The sequence below is a fragment of the Streptomyces sp. YIM S03343 genome (assembly GCF_054729195.1).
The window spans coordinates 5,739,846-5,755,019 of the sequence record NZ_JBPUKX010000001.1 but is presented as its reverse complement, the minus strand read 5'-3'; the positions used below and the strand labels follow the sequence as shown (position 1 = coordinate 5,755,019).

At 70.3% G+C, this 15,174-nt stretch carries 15 protein-coding genes; 4 read left to right on the top strand and 11 right to left on the bottom strand.

What is annotated here, in order from left to right:
* Window positions 1–65: 65 nt before the first annotated feature.
* From ACSYGN_RS25135 to clpS, 5 genes are all read right to left on the bottom strand, one after another.
* A complete protein-coding gene (locus ACSYGN_RS25135) occupies window positions 66–158 on the bottom strand; it encodes a putative leader peptide (protein WP_460399313.1) in 93 nt (30 codons plus the stop codon).
* A 162-nt stretch (window positions 159–320) separates the two neighbouring features.
* Complete coding sequence (locus ACSYGN_RS25130; protein ID WP_460399311.1) at window positions 321–743, bottom strand: M67 family metallopeptidase; 423 nt, start codon at window positions 741–743, stop codon at window positions 321–323.
* Between the two features lie 157 nt (window positions 744–900).
* Complete coding sequence (locus ACSYGN_RS25125; RefSeq protein WP_460399309.1) at window positions 901–2,409, bottom strand: amino acid permease; 1,509 nt, start codon at window positions 2,407–2,409, stop codon at window positions 901–903.
* A gap of 416 nt (window positions 2,410–2,825) precedes the next feature.
* The gene (locus ACSYGN_RS25120) at window positions 2,826–3,431 is read right to left on the bottom strand and encodes a DUF2017 domain-containing protein (protein ID WP_460399307.1); all 606 of its coding nucleotides are present in this window, start codon (window positions 3,429–3,431) and stop codon (window positions 2,826–2,828) included.
* A 46-nt stretch (window positions 3,432–3,477) separates the two neighbouring features.
* The gene (gene clpS / locus ACSYGN_RS25115; RefSeq protein WP_460403717.1) at window positions 3,478–3,795 is read right to left on the bottom strand and encodes an ATP-dependent Clp protease adapter ClpS; all 318 of its coding nucleotides are present in this window, start codon (window positions 3,793–3,795) and stop codon (window positions 3,478–3,480) included.
* Between the two features lie 56 nt (window positions 3,796–3,851).
* Between clpS and ACSYGN_RS25110 the strand changes: the two genes are divergently transcribed.
* Together ACSYGN_RS25110 and ACSYGN_RS25105 are read left to right on the top strand one after the other, a co-directional pair.
* Entirely contained in the window at window positions 3,852–5,198 is a 1,347-nt protein-coding gene (locus ACSYGN_RS25110) for a nicotinate phosphoribosyltransferase (RefSeq protein ID WP_460399305.1), read from the top strand.
* 126 nt (window positions 5,199–5,324) lie between these two features.
* Entirely contained in the window at window positions 5,325–5,912 is a 588-nt protein-coding gene (locus ACSYGN_RS25105) for an isochorismatase family protein (RefSeq protein ID WP_460399303.1), read from the top strand.
* 39 nt (window positions 5,913–5,951) lie between these two features.
* Here ACSYGN_RS25105 and ACSYGN_RS25100 read toward each other — a convergent pair whose 3' ends face one another.
* Together ACSYGN_RS25100 and ACSYGN_RS25095 are read right to left on the bottom strand one after the other, a co-directional pair.
* Entirely contained in the window at window positions 5,952–6,287 is a 336-nt protein-coding gene (locus ACSYGN_RS25100) for a hypothetical protein (protein WP_460399301.1), read from the bottom strand.
* A gap of 121 nt (window positions 6,288–6,408) precedes the next feature.
* Complete coding sequence (locus ACSYGN_RS25095; protein ID WP_460399299.1) at window positions 6,409–8,787, bottom strand: immune inhibitor A domain-containing protein; 2,379 nt, start codon at window positions 8,785–8,787, stop codon at window positions 6,409–6,411.
* Window positions 8,788–9,209: 422 nt separating this feature from the next.
* Here ACSYGN_RS25095 and ACSYGN_RS25090 point away from each other — a divergent pair, with 422 nt between their 5' ends.
* Window positions 9,210–9,524, top strand: a complete 315-nt coding sequence (locus ACSYGN_RS25090) for a hypothetical protein (protein ID WP_460399297.1) — start codon at window positions 9,210–9,212, stop codon at window positions 9,522–9,524.
* A 98-nt stretch (window positions 9,525–9,622) separates the two neighbouring features.
* Here ACSYGN_RS25090 and ACSYGN_RS25085 read toward each other — a convergent pair whose 3' ends face one another.
* On the bottom strand, window positions 9,623–10,270 hold the full coding sequence (locus tag ACSYGN_RS25085; protein ID WP_460399295.1) for an RDD family protein: 648 nt from the start codon (window positions 10,268–10,270) through the stop codon (window positions 9,623–9,625).
* 185 nt (window positions 10,271–10,455) lie between these two features.
* Window positions 10,456–11,931 (bottom strand): RDD family protein, encoded by a 1,476-nt coding sequence (locus ACSYGN_RS25080; protein ID WP_460399293.1) that lies wholly within the window; start codon window positions 11,929–11,931, stop codon window positions 10,456–10,458.
* A 240-nt stretch (window positions 11,932–12,171) separates the two neighbouring features.
* Here ACSYGN_RS25080 and ACSYGN_RS25075 point away from each other — a divergent pair, with 240 nt between their 5' ends.
* Window positions 12,172–12,630 carry an SsgA family sporulation/cell division regulator gene (locus tag ACSYGN_RS25075; RefSeq protein WP_460399291.1) on the top strand — a complete coding sequence of 153 codons (459 nt, stop codon included), beginning with the start codon at window positions 12,172–12,174 and terminating at the stop codon, window positions 12,628–12,630.
* A gap of 153 nt (window positions 12,631–12,783) precedes the next feature.
* Here ACSYGN_RS25075 and ACSYGN_RS25070 read toward each other — a convergent pair whose 3' ends face one another.
* Together ACSYGN_RS25070 and ACSYGN_RS25065 are read right to left on the bottom strand one after the other, a co-directional pair.
* Window positions 12,784–14,301 (bottom strand): FAD-binding oxidoreductase, encoded by a 1,518-nt coding sequence (locus ACSYGN_RS25070; protein WP_460399289.1) that lies wholly within the window; start codon window positions 14,299–14,301, stop codon window positions 12,784–12,786.
* Window positions 14,302–14,483: 182 nt separating this feature from the next.
* On the bottom strand, window positions 14,484–15,146 hold the full coding sequence (locus ACSYGN_RS25065) for a TetR/AcrR family transcriptional regulator (RefSeq protein WP_460399287.1): 663 nt from the start codon (window positions 15,144–15,146) through the stop codon (window positions 14,484–14,486).
* Between the last annotated feature and the right edge of the window lie 28 nt (window positions 15,147–15,174).

The window sequence follows — 15,174 nt, the reverse complement described above, 5'->3', positions numbered from 1 at the left end:
CCGTGCGCATTCGTCTGTGCGCAGGGGGAGCGCCGCGGCTCACGGCAGCACGGCGGCAGGGGACGTCAAATGGCGCTGTTCAGCCTGCAGAGATCGACGTGCAGCCGCGCCACGAGCAGCGTGCCCGGCGCTTTCTCTGTCACGTCGTGAAGAACCATGAACTCATCGTATCGATTCCCGGTCCGGGTAGTGGAATGTGATCTCATTCTTCGGACAGGATTCATCCACAGTTCGAGACTGTCGGCCCTTGTGCCGGGGCGCGGGATTCGGTAATGACCCCTTCCGCGACCGTGGCCTGTGCCGGTACGGCTCAGTACGGCTCAGTACGCGTCGACGACCACGACCTGCTCCTCGGTCACCCTGCCCTCGACGATGGTGAAGGACCGGAACTGGAAGTCGCCGAGGTCCTCTGTGTCGGCCGTGGAGACAATCACGTAGTGCGTGTAGGGCTCGTTGGCGTAGGAGATGTCGGTGCGGGACGGATAGGCCTCGGTGCCGGTGTGCGAGTGGTAGAAGACCACGGGCACCTCGTCTCGGGCGTCCATCTCCTTGTAGAGATCGCGAAGGTCGTCGGAACTGTACTGGTAGAACGTGGGCGAGCGCGCCTCGTTCAGCATGGGGATGAAACGCTCCGGCCGGTCGCTGCCGTCGGGCCCCGCTATGGCTCCGCACGCCTCGTCGGGGTGGTCCTTGCGCGCATGGGCGACGATCTGGTCGTAGAGGTCCCGGGTGATGGTGAGCATGCGCTCAGGATAAGCAGAAGGGCCACCCCGTACCGATAGGTGGTACGGGATGGCCCAGATGGCGGACACCCTGAGCGGCGGCGGGCGTCCGCAGGAGGGGGCTCTGTTCAGCGCCGCTGGATACGGCTCCGTTCGGCGCCGCGGGATACGGCTCTGCTCAGCGGACCTCGGCGCCGACCTCGGCGGCCTCGCCGGCTGCCTGGGCCGGGATCGTGCCTGTCTTGACCGCTCCCTCGTGGCGCACGGCGACCTCGGGGCGGCGGGCGCGGAGCACGGCCCAGCCGACGGCGAGGGCGGCGGCCCAGCCGGCCATGACGTAGAGGCAGATGCGGGAGTCGGGGTCGTAGGCGATCTCACCCGTGACGAACAGCAGGAAGACGACGGCGACCCAGCTGAACTTCGAACCGCCGGGCGCCGGGAAGGCGGAGGCGGGCAGCCGGCCCGCGACCACCGCGCGGCGGTAGAGGATGTGGCTGATCAGGATCATCAGCCAGGTCCAGATGCCGGCGGCGGTGGCGACGGAGGTGACGTAGCCGAACGCCTTCTCGGGGACGACGTAGTTGAGGACCACGCCGATGGCCATGAAGCAGACCGAGACCGTGATGCCGAACGCCGGGGTCTTGGACGCCGACAGCCGCTTGAAGCGGGCCGGTGCCTCGCCGTTGTCGGCCAGGGTGCGCAGCATCCGGCCGGTGGAGTACATGCCGGAGTTGCAGGACGACAGGGCGGCGGTCAGCACCACGAAGTTGACGATGCCCGCACCGGCGGGGATGCCGATGACCGCGAACGCCTTCACGAACGGGCTGACGCCCGGCGCGAATTCGGTCCACTTGACCACGCAGAGGATGACGCTCAGGGCGCCGACGTAGAACAGCGCGATCCGCCAGGGCAGGGTGTTGATCGCCTTGGGGAGCGTCTTCTCCGGCTCCTCGGACTCGCCCGCGGTGACACCGACCAGCTCGACGGCGAGGTACGCGAACATGACGCCCTGGAGGGTCATCAGGGAGGAGCCGACGCCCTTGGGGAAGAAGCCGTCGAACTGCCAGAGGTTGGAGACATGGGCGGTGTCACCGGCCGCGCTGAAGCCGAAGGTCAGCACACCGAGACCGATCACGATCATGCCGATCAGGGCGGTGACCTTGACCATGGAGAACCAGAACTCCAGCTCGCCGAAGAGCTTCACGGAGATCAGGTTGACCGCGAACAGGACCAGCAGGAAGACCAGTGCCGTCACCCACTGCGGGATGGTGGGGAACCAGTAGTGGACGTAGATCGCGGCGGCGGTCAGCTCGGCCATGCCGGTCACGACCCACATCAGCCAGTAGGTCCAGCCGGTGAAGAAGCCGAAGAACGGGCCGCAGAATTCGCGGGAGTACTCGGCGAACGAGCCCGACACCGGGCGGTACAGGAGGAGTTCACCCAGGGCTCGCATGATGAAGAAGACGATGGCGCCCGCCACCGCGTACATCACGATGAGGCTGGGACCGGCCTTGGCGATGTTCGCCCCGGCACCGAGGAACAGACCGACGCCGATGGCGCCGCCGATCGCGATCATCTGCACCTGGCGGCTGCCGAGCCCTCGCTCGTAGCCCTCTTCCGAGGTGCCTGCGGTGCCCGCGGCGTCCGCGGTGTCTGCGGCTCTTTCTGTGACCCTCTCGGAGGTCATGTGTCTGTGCGCCTTTCTCCATGCCGAACCGGGCCGTGGCCCGGCCCCGGATCACTGCTCGATCCCCCCGGATTGCTGGAGCGTGCCTGGCCGGCGGTCACCGGCTCGGTAGGCGCACCCGGGCCGGACATGGGTGGTGTCCACCCCGGGCGATCGTGAAGATTTACCACGGTCGCATTCGTGATCGTCCGGGGCCGCTGTGGCGAACAGCACGGGAATAAGCGAACAAAAGGATGCCTATATGGGCATAACCGGCCGGATCGATAACGTGATCGTTATCCGGATTTGAGCATCCTCTGAGCGAACACGACCGTTCCGGTCGTAGGAATGCTCAACACGGCGCTCAGCATGGCCGCTCGACACGGCCGGTCGACACGGCCCCGCGAGGGAGGGCCTCAGGGCATTGAGGGAGGGCCTCAGGGCATCAGCGTGGTGACCAGCGTCTCCTGGAGTCCGCCCAGCCAGAGGTACGCCATCACCATCGGCTTGCGCGGGTCCTCGTCCGGGAGCGCGTAGAGGACGTCGGTGTCGTCCTCGTCGGTGATGTCCAGCCGGGTGCTGATCGCCAGGCGCAGGTCGTTGAGGGCGCCGAGCCAGCGCCGGGCGTCGTCCGGACCGAGCTCCAGGACGGCCCCGCCGTCGTCGGGCGCACCGAGCGCGTCCAGCGAGCGGATGACCGCGAGCGCGTTCTCCCGTTTGCCGGCGCGCAGATCGTTCTCGGTGTAGCGGCGGAACTCGGAGGAGTGCAGCCGCTGTTCCTCGGCGTCCAGCGGCGAGCCGGGCTCCTGGTCCGGGTCCCGGTAGGCGTCCGGGAAGAGCCGCTTCAGCACCGGGTCGGAGGGCGGTTCGCTCGGGCCCTCGGCGAAGAGCTCGGCGAGGGGGTCGCCCTGCGCGTCCTCCACCGGGCCGGGGCCGATCAGCTCCAGGAGCTGGACGGCCAGCGAGCGGATGATGGAGATCTCGACGTCGTCGAGCGCGACGGCCGCGCCGCCGCCGGGGAGCGGTTCGAAATGTCCGGGCATGGGTCTTTTCGCTGCTGGGGGCCGCTGGCCGGGCCCGCGGAAGGGGCTACTTGCGGTCCTGCTGGAGGGTGGCCCACAGACCGTAGCCGTGCATGGCCTGCACGTCGCGTTCCATCTCCTCGCGCGTGCCGCTGGAGACGATCGCCCGGCCCTTGTGGTGGACGTCGAGCATGAGCTTGGTGGCCTTGTCCTTCGGATAGCCGAAGTACGACTGGAAGACGTAGGTCACATAGCTCATCAGGTTGACCGGGTCGTTGTGCACGATCGTGACCCAGGGGACGTCCGGCTCGGGTACGGCGAAGACCTCCTCCGCCGACTCGGTTCGTTCGATCTCTACGGGAGCGGGTGACGTCACACAGCCCATGCTGCCACGCTCCGCAGAAATCGTCACACTGACGAAATGTGGGGTAGCATCGTGGCATGAGCACAGCGGACCTAGGGCTGCCGGTGGATGTTCCCTCCACGGCGCTCTTCACGGACCATTACGAGCTGACCATGCTGGAAGCCGCGCTGAAAGCCGGTACCGCCGAACGGCGCAGCGTGTTCGAGGTCTTCACCCGCCGGCTGCCGGGCGGGCGGCGCTACGGCGTCCTGGCGGGCCCCGGGCGGGTCCTGGACGCCGTGGAGAACTTCCGCTTCGACGAGGGCGTCCTGGGCTTCCTGCGCGAGCGCGCCGTCGTCGACGACGAGACCCTTCACTGGCTGTCCGGATACCGCTTCTCGGGCGACATCTGGGGCTATCCGGAGGGCGAGGTGTACTTCCCGGGCTCACCGGTCATGCGGGTCGAGGGCTCCTTCGCCGAATGCGTGCTCCTGGAGACCGTGATCCTTTCGATCCTCAACCACGACTCGGCGATCGCCGCCGCCGCGTCCCGTATGTCGTCGGCCGCCGGGGACCGCCCGCTGATGGAGATGGGCGCCCGCCGCACCCATGAACTGTCCGCGGTCGCCGCCGCCCGCGCCGCCTACGTCGGCGGCTTCTCCTCCACCTCCGACCTCGCCGCCGGCTTCCGCTACGGCATCCCGACCATCGGCACCTCCGCGCACGCCTTCACCCTGCTGCACGACAACGAGCGCGACGCCTTCCGCGCCCAGGTCGACTCGCTGGGCCGGAACACCACCCTGCTGGTCGACACCTACGACGTCGCCGAGGCCGTTCGCGCCGCCGTCGAGGTCGCCGGACCGGACCTCGGCGCCGTACGCATCGACTCCGGCGACCTGCTGCTCGTCGCGCACCGGGTGCGGCAGCAGCTCGACGAGCTAGGCGCCGTGCACACCCGGATCGTGGTGACCTCGGACCTCGACGAGTACGCCATAGCGTCCCTCGCGGCGGCGCCGGTGGACGCCTACGGCGTCGGCACCCAGCTGGTGACCGGCTCCGGGCACCCGACCTGCTCCATGGTCTACAAGCTGGTCGCCCGCGCCGAGTCCGGCGACCCCAAGGCGCCTCTGGTGCCGGTGGCGAAACGGTCCACCGGCGGCAAGACCTCCATCGGCGGCAGGAAGTGGGCCGCACGGCGCCTGGACGCCGACGGCGTCGCGGAGACCGAGATCATCGGCACCGGCCGGGTCCCCGCCGAGCTCGCGGACCGGCAGCTGCTGGTCGAGCTGGTCAAGGGCGGCCAGGTCGTCGGCCGCGAGCCCCTCGACACCGCCCGCACCCGCCACATCGCCGCCCGCGCCAACCTGCCCCTGTCGGCGACCCAGCTCTCCCGCGGGGAGCCGGTGATCCCCACGGAGTACCTTCCGGGGATGCTGGGCAGTTAGGGCCGGTTAGGGCCGCCTCCCCGTCGCCCTCTCCCCTACGCCGCCGTAACTCCGTAGGCTCGGAAGTTCACGGCCGGGCCCGCTCTCCCCCTACTCGACCCGCCCCAGCGCCGAAGGACACCGACCATGCGCCGCGCCTTGATCGTCGTAGATGTGCAGAACGACTTCTGCGAGGGAGGCAGCCTCGCGGTGGCCGGCGGTGCCGATGTCGCCGCCGCCGTCACCGAGCTGATCGCCCAGGCTCCCGCCGGATACCGCCATGTGGTGGCGACCCGCGACCGCCACATCGCACCCGGCGGCCACTTCGCCGACAACCCCGACTTCAAGCGCTCCTGGCCCGCGCACTGCGTGGCCGGTACGGAGGGCGTGGGCTTCCATCCGAACTTCGCGCCCACCGTCGCCTCCGGCGCCGTCGACGCCGTCTTCGACAAGGGGGCGTACGCGGCGGCGTACAGCGGGTTCGAGGGCGCTGACGAGAACGGGGTCCGGCTGGGCGACTGGCTGCGGGCCCGGGAGATCGACGAGGTGGACGTCGTCGGCATCGCCACGGACCACTGCGTACGCGCCACCGCCCTGGACGCGGTCCGCGAGGGCTTCCGCACCCAGGTGCTGCTCGACCTCACCGCCGGGGTGGCCCCGGCGACCACCGAGCGGGCGCTGGAGGAGATGCGCGAGGCGGGCGTGGAGCTGACCGGGAAGCCCGTCGTGCAGTAGGCCGCGGTCCGGCACCGCGGATCGACGCTCGCGCGCCGGTCAGGCCTGCCGTGCCGTTGCCGGGCGGCCCAGCAGAGCCCGGATCGGGCGCCACAGCTCGGGGGTGCGTTCGCCGCCGTCGGGGTCGGTGCGCCAGATGAGGCCGTCCGGGTGATGCAGAACCGCGGTGATCTCGTCCGGGGTCGGCGGGGCCGCGTTGCCCCGCAGATAGACCGCCCGCAGGCCCAGATTGCGCAGCCTGGTCAGGGCGCGCGCCCGGTTGCGGGCGTGGACCAGCACGCGCACACCGCCGGGGCCGCCGGCGGCGGGACGGGGCAGATTCAGTGCCACCACCACCGTGCCGTTCGGCAGCTTGCAGAAACCTCCTGCGGCCATGCGGTCATACCCCTGTCAACATCGGTGTCAATAAGAGAGCCACAGGACGCACCTAAACACGATCGGCGGCGACCCGCCAGGGGGTCGCCGCCGATACGCATGTGACCTGCGATAACTCTGCCTACTTCACCGCGGGGCCGACCTTGATCAGGATCGTGGAGCCGTCACCGGCCTCCTTCACGATCCGGATCTTGGTGTTGGTGTCAGTGATCTTGACGCCCGCGGTGGGGGTCGCCGGGTCGTAGTAGGTGCCGGTGTGATCGTCGAAGACCGGCACGCCCTTCGACGACGGGACGCGTGTCGCGACGTCCGCCTTGTGCAGCGTGATGCCGTCCGTGCGGTACAGGCTGAAGGGCGCGTCGTAGGCCTGGATCCGGCTGCGCATCACGGTGCCGTCGGACCACTTCAGCGCCACCGGGTGCGAGTCGACCGGCAGGACCAGACCGGTGCCCGGGTGGGCGCTGGTGTTGTTGTCCGCCTGCGAGGTGTCCCACTTCCAGATCAGCAGGCCGTTCTGGTACGGGAAGTGCTCGACCCAGCTCGGACGGGTCGTGGTGAAGCCGAAGTTGTACGGGCCGACCTTCAGCGTCCTGTCGTACGACACGTACTGGCGGTTCTCGGCGATGTAGTACTGCGCGTAGTCCTTGGTGAAGGACGCGCCGATACGGGAGAAGCCGCTCGCGGTCCAGGCGGCGTCCGCGCTCTCCGCGTCGTCGGCGAAGAGGGCCGATCCGTCCGCGGTCACCATGATCTCGTCGGCCGCGAAGCCCTTCTGGGCGACGCCGCCGTCGGTCTGGTAGCGGAAACGGAGCTGGATCTTCTGGCCCGCGTAGGCGTCGAGGGGGTACGACAGCTTCTTGTAGCCGTCGGCCGTGCCGGTCAGCGCCGGGGCGTTGCTGGCGTCACGCGGGAGGGGCTGCCCGTCCACCGTCCCGTCCAGCGCGGTCCAGTCGGCACCGCCGTCGGTCGACACCTCGGTGTAGAGGTAGTCGAAGTTGGCCTCGATGTCGTAGTAGCCGTCCAGGGTGAGGGCGGCGGACGTCTTTCCGGTGAGGTCGACGGAACGGGTCAGCGTGTTCTTCAGGTTGTTGCCGCTGCCGCTCCACCACTGGCTCGCGCCCTGCGCCGGGGTGACGACGGTGGTGGTGACCGCCTTCTGGGGCAGGGTGACCACCAGGGCCTGCTTGTCCCAGGTGTTGTACTCGGCGACGCCCAGCTTGTGCGTGGACTGCGTGGCCGCCTTAGCGGTGTCGTAGTTGAGCCAGCCCAGCTGGAGCTTGTCCCAGGCGCTGAAGTCGCCCGGCAGATCCCCGATCGCCTGCTTGCCGGTGCCGAGCCAGGACCCTGAGGACATCAGGGTCCAGAAGCCGGTGGAGTTCTCGCCGCCGCCGGAGGTGTCGTAGTGGTCCGGCAACCCGAGGTCGTGGCCGTACTCGTGGGCGAAGACGCCGAGTCCGCCGTTCTCCGGCTGGATGGTGTAGTCGCCGACCCAGATGCCGGTGTCGCCGATCTGCGCGCCGCCCAGCTTGTTGTTGCCGGGGCCGGTGGCACCGGCGTCGGTGCCGAAGGCGTACCAGCGGTGCGCCCAGATCGCGTCCTGGCCCTGGACGCCGCCGCCCGCGGACTCGTCCTCACCGGAGTGCACGATCTGGAAGTGGTCGATGTAGCCGTCGGGCTCGTTGAAGTCGCCGTCGCCGTCGTAGTCGTAGCGGTCCCACTGGTCGAACTGCGCGAGATCCGTCTTGATGTCGGCGTCGGTGCGGCCGGCCGCCTTCTGCTGGGCGACCCAGGCGGTGACGCCGTCGCTGACGACGTTCCACACACTCGGGCAGTTGGTGTCGCCGCAGGCGTCGTTGCCGTAACGGGCCTCGTTGTAGGGGACCTTGACCCAGTCGGCGACCTCGCCGTCCACCGAGTAGCGGCCCGAGGACTGCTTCTCGTAGAACTTCTTCATCGACTCGGTACCGCTGCCGGTGCCGAAGTACAGGTCCTGGAAGTGCTGCCGGTTGTAGTCCGCCTGCCAGGCCGTGGAGTTGTCCTTGGTGCGGTCCGGCGCGGCGATCTGGTTGTGCAGCGGGCCGGGGGTGCCGCCGAACTCGGAGGTGACCTGGTCACCGAACTCGACGAGGATCGTGAAGATCTTGTCGGTCTTCTCGCGGCCGAGTTCGACGTACTTGCTGTGGCCGCCGCTCTTGCCCTTGAGCTGTACGACCTGCGAGCCGTCCCGGTCCTTGACCTGGGCCTTGCCGGATATGACCTGGCCGAGGGCCTCCTGGCGCTGGGCGTCCTGGGTCCTGGTCAACGGGCCGTCCAGGTCGTGCTCCTGCTGCTTCACCGGCTGCGGGTCGTGCCGGTTCGCGGTGGCGGCCGCGGTGGCGTCCTGTGGGACAGCGGTCGCCGATGACGCTGAGAACGCCGGGGACGCCGAAAACACGGCTGTCGCCGTGGCGAACGCGACGGTGATCGCGGCCGCTCTGAACGACCGTGGTCTGGTGGTCACTTGATGTCCTCCCCTGCCGCGTCCCGCTGCGCGGACAGGGCCTGGGGGTGCGTGAGGTCCGCGCGGGGTACACGTGTTGGTCAAGTGCCGTCATTTGACTAGACGTTCAGAGGAAAAGACAGATCTTGACTTGGACAGGACAAGTGCATTATGCGGACCTGAGGTTCGCTTTACGAACGCCTGCGCCGCGTCCGGACATACACCTCTGCCGCGCCGAACCGGCGCGTATCGCCGTCCCCTGGCCGGACCCTGTGAATCCGTGCGCCCCCTGTGCACCGGTACCGTGGGTTAGGTCACGCTTACCGGGCGTTCCCCTCGGGCATTCAGGCGAATAGAGTCCAAAGGCGGAACGCCAGTGGGTCGGCGGAAAGCCAGGCCGCTATCCCGTCTTACCCCCGTCACCTTCCGAGGACACGATTGCCATGCCTCGTCCGACTGCCGCACAGCTCGCCTACGGTTCCTGCACCGTGATCCTCTCGACGCTCGCCATGCTGCTGCTGTCACAGACGAGTTCGGGTATCGGCATCACGGTCGTCGCAGTTGTCGCACTCGCACTCGGAGTGCTGGTCGCCATGACGGTCCCGGCCCCCCGCTCGCGCACCCTCGTGGCCCGCGGGCATGTCCCGGGCGCCGCCCCTGCCCCTGTCCCCGCCCCGGAACTCGTTCCGGCGGCACCGGTCGAGGCCCCGTCCGTGGTCGAAGTGGTCGAGCCGGTACGGGAGACCACGGCGTCCTGAGGGGGCCCGCGTTGTCACGGCCGGGTCCGTCCGCCGGGCCCGGCTGATCAACGTGTGCCGCTCAATCGTTTGCTGCTGTGCCGCTCAACCTGTGCTGCTCAACCTGTGCTGACCACCACCGTCTTGGCCGCCTTGTCGTGCAGACCCAGCTTGTAGGGCCTGTCGAAGTAGCTCCAGCCGCCCGCGATCGCCGTCCAGATACAGGCGCAGCAGAAGGCGAACGGGATCCACAGCACCGCCGCGCGTGCCAGACAGGTCTGTACGGAGGGCGTGGCGCCGTCGTCCAGGTTGGCCAGCCGCATACCCAGCCACTTCTTGCCCAGCGTCTGGCCGGTCCGGCTCATCAGCACCGTGTCGTAGGCGATGTAGAGGACGGCGGCGAGGGTCTCCTGGGCGAAGGATCTGCCGAACTGGACGTTGTCCGACCTCCACTGGGCCACCCCGAACCCCCAGGACAGCAACGCGACCGCGATCCCCACCATGATCATGTCGATGATCCGCGCGAGGGTGCGCCGGCCGCTGTCGGCGAGCGGAGGCATCCCGGCGAGCGGATCGGCGGGGGCGCCGCCGTAGGGGCCGCCACCGGGGCCCCAGGGGCCACCGCCAGGACCGGAAGGGCCACCGCCAGGAGGGTAGGGGCCACCGCCGGGGGGCGGTGACGCGCCGCCGTTCGGGGGCGGCTGTTTCCTGAACGGATCGTCTTCGGGCGGCGGCTGACCCGAGCCGGGGGGCGGTTCGCTGCTCATGGCCCGAGTGGACCGCGAACGTCTGGGCGCCGCATCCGGCGGGGGTCCGTAAGGGGTACCGGTTCGTCTGGTCCTTCCGTCCACGGCGCTTAGGTGCAGCTGGCCCCTTCGGGCTGGTCCGCCGACGCGGCGCAGTGGGCGGCGCCGGTTCGGTGGCGCGCTCCGCGATCGGCCGACGCGTCCGGTCAGTCCGCTACGAAGGTGTGCGCCGCCTTGTCGTGCCAGCACTGGTGCCACGGGCGGTCGAACAGACACCAGGCGACGCCCACCACACCGATGCCGAGCAGCCCCGGCACGATGTACACGAGCCAGCGGCGCAGCGCGGCGCCGAAGCCCGGCGGTTCGTGAGCCTCGATGTCCTGTACCTCCAGACCGCACAGCTTCTTGCCCAGGGTGCGGCCCCAGCGGGCGGTGGGCAGCACCTCGTAGAGCAGGCCGAAGAGGAGCAGTACTCCGAGTACGGCAGCCAGGCAGACGGAGGTCGTGCCGTCCAGCAGCCAGACGGTGACCGTGCGGCCGGAGAGCTTGGCCTCGTCGATCTTCGCGTCGATGTGGTCCAGGGCCCGGCTGCCGAACGGCACGGCCACGGCGCCGGTGACGGTCACCAGCAGTACCGAGTCGATCAGGCGGGCGGCCAGCCGCTTGCCGAGCCCTGCCGGGCGGGCTTCCGCCTGGCGCCGGGCGGCGGCGAGGAAGATGTCATCGACGGGCGGCTTCCAGGGGACGACAGGGCGGTCGTCGTCGGCACCGGCGAGCTGGTGCACCTGCTGGGCCCAGGACGCCTGGCCCCCACCGGGTCCGCCGGTCAGGGGGGTCGCGGGGGCGGCCGGGGCCATGGGGGTGGGGGCAGGGCTGGGGGCGGGGCTAGGGGCAGGAGGCGCGGACTGTTGCTGTGGCACGTAGGGGGTGGTGAGGGACTGGGGCTGTACCTGCGGGCCCTGGGGGCCTTGGGGGCCTTGGGGGCCTTGGGGGCCTTGGGGCGCCTGTGCGTGTGCCTGTGCCTGCGCCGCCCGGGCCGCCGCAGCCTTCCCGGCACCGAAGCCCGGACCGCTCGGGGCACCCGCAGCACCCGACGGACCCTCAGCCGCTCCCCCGCCCCCCGCGTTGGGTCTCCGGAAGACGAACGCGCCCGTGCTCGGCTCACCCCGCGCCGCCTCCGGCTCGGTGGGCGGGGCACCCGCCGTACCGTCGGTGTGCGCGGCGCGCCCGTCCGGCTCGGCCGGGGACTCGGAGGGCAGCCTCGGGTCGGGCCCCGCCGGGGCGCCCCAGGACACCCGGCGGTCCTGGTCACCGCCGAAGCCGGACTGCCTGGTCCGGTCGGCGCCCCAGGCGGAGGCGGGCTCGGGACGGCTGCCGTACTGCTCGTACCCCTGCTCGGCGGGCCGCACGGGCGCCGGCTGCGGGTCCTCGTCGAAGAAGTGCGGCCCGGTCTCCTCGACTTGGGCCGGGGAGAGGCCGGGAACGGGAGCGGGGCCGGGCGCCTGCGCCGGGACGTGGCCGGGCGGCGGGGCGAGCGGTTCGCCGTCCTGCGGGGCGGGCCGGCTGGTGCCGGGCACCCAGGCGGCGCCGTTCCAGTACCGGACGTATCCGGGGATGGACGGGTCTGGGTAATACCCTTCGCGGGGCCGGTCGTCGCCGGGGGCCGGGGTTGGGGCGCTCATGTCCGTCGTCCCGTATCTGCTCGGGGGTCGTCTGGAAGGCTCCACATTTATCAGAACGAGGCCACGGCCACCGAGACGACGGCCGGACCCGCCCCATTCCGGGCAACGGCGTGCACCGGCGTCACACGTTCGGAAAAAAATTCTCCGAACCCGCGTGATGCTTTCCCTGCCACCTCCTCTCCATGCGTACCGGACCCGCCACGGGCCCGCACGGCACCACCGAGAGAGGACAGGCACGTCATGCACGAACAGCGCCACCGGCATCACCACCCGTCGCACCGCACCGTCGTCGAGCGCGAGCTGGAACTCGGGCTCGTCCTGTCGCCCGAGCACAGCGTTCGGGTCCCGGCACTGCTGAGCTACCGCAGCGACGATCCGTATGCCGTCCATATCGCCTTCCACATCGACTCCGAGCAGCCGGTGCGCTGGACGTTCGCCCGGGAGCTGCTGGTGGAGGGGGTGTTCCGGCCGTGCGGGCACGGGGACGTACGGGTGTGGCCGACGAAGTCCGAGGGCCGCAGCGTCGTACTGATCGCGCTCAGCTCGCCCGACGGGGACGCACTGGTGGAGGCGCCGGTGGCACAGGTGTCGGCGTGGCTGGAGCGCACGCTGTTCGTGGTGCCGCCGGGGACGGAGGGCGAGCAGCTCGGCCTGGAGGACGGTCTGGCCGAGCTGCTGGGCCAGTCGGTGGACGAGTAGTCCGACCGGTGGAGGAAAAGTCCGACCAGTGGGCCAGCCCAGCCGGTGGACAAGCAGCCCAGCCAGTGGACGAGCAGCCCAGCCGGTGGACGAGCAACCCCAGCCGGTGGACGAGCAACCCCAGCCGGTAGACAAGAAGTGAGGACCCGGGGTTCAGAAGACCTTGCCGGGGTTGAGGATCCCCAGTGGGTCGAAGACCTGCTTGATCTGGCGCTGCATCTCGATCCCGACCGGGCCGATCTCGCGGGCCAGCCACTCCTTCTTCAGGACGCCCACACCGTGCTCACCGGTGATCGTGCCGCCGAGTTCCAGACCGAGCGCCATGATCTCGTCGAAGGACTCCCGGGCGCGCCGCGACTCGTCGGGGTCCTGGGCGTCGAAGCAGACGGTGGGGTGGGTGTTGCCGTCACCGGCGTGGGCGACGACGCCGATGGTGAGCTTGTGCCGCTCCGCGATCCGCTCGACCCCTTCGACCAGGTCCCCGAGCCGGGAGCGCGGCACGCACACGTCGTCGATCATCGTGGTGCCCTTGACCGCCTCCAGCGCGGTGAGGGACAACCGGCGTGCCTGGAGGAGGAGTTCGGACTCGGCGGCGTCGTCGGCGGGCACGACCCGGGTGGCCCCGGCGGCCTCGCACAGCGCACCGAGGGCGGTGAGGTCGGCGGTGGGGTCCGGGGTGTCGAAGGCGGCGAGCAGCAGCGCCTCGGTGGTCTCGGGCAGCCCCATGTGGGCCATGTCGTTGACGGCCTTGACGGTCGTACGGTCCATGAGTTCGAGGAGGGACGGCACATGACCGCCCTCCATGATCCGGCACACGGCGTCGCAGGCTGCGGTCACGGAGGGGAACTCCGCCGCCAGCACCAACTGCTCGGGCGGCTTGGGCCGCAGCGCGAGAACGGCCCGTACGACGACGCCGAGCGAGCCCTCGGAGCCGACGAACAGCCGGGTGAGGTCGTACCCGGCGACGCCCTTGGCGGTACGGCGGCCGGTGGACATCAGCCGCCCGTCGGCGAGGACGACGTCGAGCCCGAGGACGTACTCGGCGGTGACCCCGTACTTGACGCAGCACAGTCCGCCGGACGCGGTGCCGATGTTGCCGCCGATGGTGCACATCTCCCAACTGGAGGGATCCGGCGGGTAGTAGAGGCCGTGCTCGCCGACGGCGCGGGACAGCGCGGCGTTGATGACGCCGGGTTCGACGACGGCGATGCGGTCGACGGGACTGATCTCCAGGATGCGGTCCATCCTGGTCAGGGACAGGGCGATGCAGCCCTCGGAGGTGTTGGCCGCGCCCGACAGGCCGGTGCGGGCGCCCTGCGGGACGACCGGGACGCGCAGTTCGGTGGCGGTCCGCATGATGTGCTGGACCTGTTCGGCGGTGCGGGGCAGAACGACCACGGCGGGGGTGCCGGAGGGGCAGAAGCTCGCCATGTCGTTGGCGTAGGAGCGGGTCACGTCGGGGTCGGTGACGACGGCCTCGGCGGGCAGTCCGGCGCGCAGCCGGTCGACGAGATCACCGGGCGCCGGGCCGTCGGCAGCAGGGCCGTCGACAGCAGGGCCGTCGACAGCAGGGCCGTCGGCTGCCGGGCTGTCGACTGCCGGGCCACCGGTGGTCGCCGGGCCGCCGGTGGCGCGGACGTCCTCGTCCGGGCGGGCTTCGATTCGGCTCATGATCCAAGGTTCCCACCCTGAGCGGCGGGTGTGAACCCCGTCACGTCGGCGCGGCTGCCCCGCCCCGGCTTGTCCGGGCGGGCCAGGCGGGGCCGGGGGCACCCGGACTCCGGCCACGGGCACCCGGACTCCGGCGCCTGGCGTCCGGACTCCGGTGCCGGGCGCCCGGACTCCGGCGCTGCTCACCGCACGTCGAGCAGCTCGCGCACCAGGTAGTCGACGTCCGAGCGCAGGACGTCCGGAAGGGCTTCGGGGCGGACCCGGTCGAGTGCGACCTGGACGAGTTTCAGGTAGAGCACCGAGAAGATCGTGCCGGCCGCGCGCCGGATGTCGGCGTCCGAGCGGATCGCGTGGGACTCGGCGTACCGGACGAGGACGCCGGCCATCGCCTCCTCCAGTTGCGTGATACGCCGCAGCGCCTCGGTCCGGTAGGGCCCCTCCACGCCGAACAGCACCTCGCGCTGGTAGACCGCGGTGTTCTCCGGCTGGTCCAGGGCCGCCTGGAACAGCGGTTCGACGAGTCCGACGATCGCCTCGGCCGGGGCCCCGCCCCGCTCGGCGATCACCGCTCCCTGTTCGGTGCCCAGCCGCAGCCGGTCATTCATGACCATGATCAGCAGTTCGGCCTTGGTCTGCGCGTACCGGAAGAGCGTTCCGGCCCCGATGTCGGCCGCCTCGGCGACCTCCTGTGTGGTCACGGCCGAGTACCCCTTGCGGAGGAACAGCTGGCCGGCCGCCTCGAAGATCCGGCGGAGCGTGTCCTGCTTCTTGCGTTCGCGCCGGCCTGGCACCGGCACCGGTGCCGGTGCCGGTGTGTGCGCGACCACCGGTCGTGTCGACCCCACGACGCCGCCTCCCCTCCTCTGGTCGGCA

What these genes read in the sequence shown, in the direction of transcription:
- ACSYGN_RS25075 (WP_460399291.1), top strand. Translation starts at nt 12,172, where the DNA reads ATGCACGAACAGCGCCACCGGCATCACCACCCGTCGCACCGCACCGTC.
- ACSYGN_RS25100 (WP_460399301.1), bottom strand. Translation starts at nt 6,287, where the DNA reads ATGGCCGCAGGAGGTTTCTGCAAGCTGCCGAACGGCACGGTGGTGGTG.
- ACSYGN_RS25110 (WP_460399305.1), top strand. Translation starts at nt 3,852, where the DNA reads ATGAGCACAGCGGACCTAGGGCTGCCGGTGGATGTTCCCTCCACGGCG.
- ACSYGN_RS25080 (WP_460399293.1), bottom strand. Translation starts at nt 11,931, where the DNA reads ATGAGCGCCCCAACCCCGGCCCCCGGCGACGACCGGCCCCGCGAAGGG.
- ACSYGN_RS25135 (WP_460399313.1), bottom strand. Translation starts at nt 158, where the DNA reads ATGGTTCTTCACGACGTGACAGAGAAAGCGCCGGGCACGCTGCTCGTG.
- clpS (WP_460403717.1), bottom strand. Translation starts at nt 3,795, where the DNA reads ATGGGCTGTGTGACGTCACCCGCTCCCGTAGAGATCGAACGAACCGAG.
- ACSYGN_RS25105 (WP_460399303.1), top strand. Translation starts at nt 5,325, where the DNA reads ATGCGCCGCGCCTTGATCGTCGTAGATGTGCAGAACGACTTCTGCGAG.
- ACSYGN_RS25085 (WP_460399295.1), bottom strand. Translation starts at nt 10,270, where the DNA reads ATGAGCAGCGAACCGCCCCCCGGCTCGGGTCAGCCGCCGCCCGAAGAC.
- ACSYGN_RS25125 (WP_460399309.1), bottom strand. Translation starts at nt 2,409, where the DNA reads ATGACCTCCGAGAGGGTCACAGAAAGAGCCGCAGACACCGCGGACGCC.
- ACSYGN_RS25120 (WP_460399307.1), bottom strand. Translation starts at nt 3,431, where the DNA reads ATGCCCGGACATTTCGAACCGCTCCCCGGCGGCGGCGCGGCCGTCGCG.
- ACSYGN_RS25070 (WP_460399289.1), bottom strand. Translation starts at nt 14,301, where the DNA reads ATGAGCCGAATCGAAGCCCGCCCGGACGAGGACGTCCGCGCCACCGGC.
- ACSYGN_RS25090 (WP_460399297.1), top strand. Translation starts at nt 9,210, where the DNA reads ATGCCTCGTCCGACTGCCGCACAGCTCGCCTACGGTTCCTGCACCGTG.
- ACSYGN_RS25130 (WP_460399311.1), bottom strand. Translation starts at nt 743, where the DNA reads ATGCTCACCATCACCCGGGACCTCTACGACCAGATCGTCGCCCATGCG.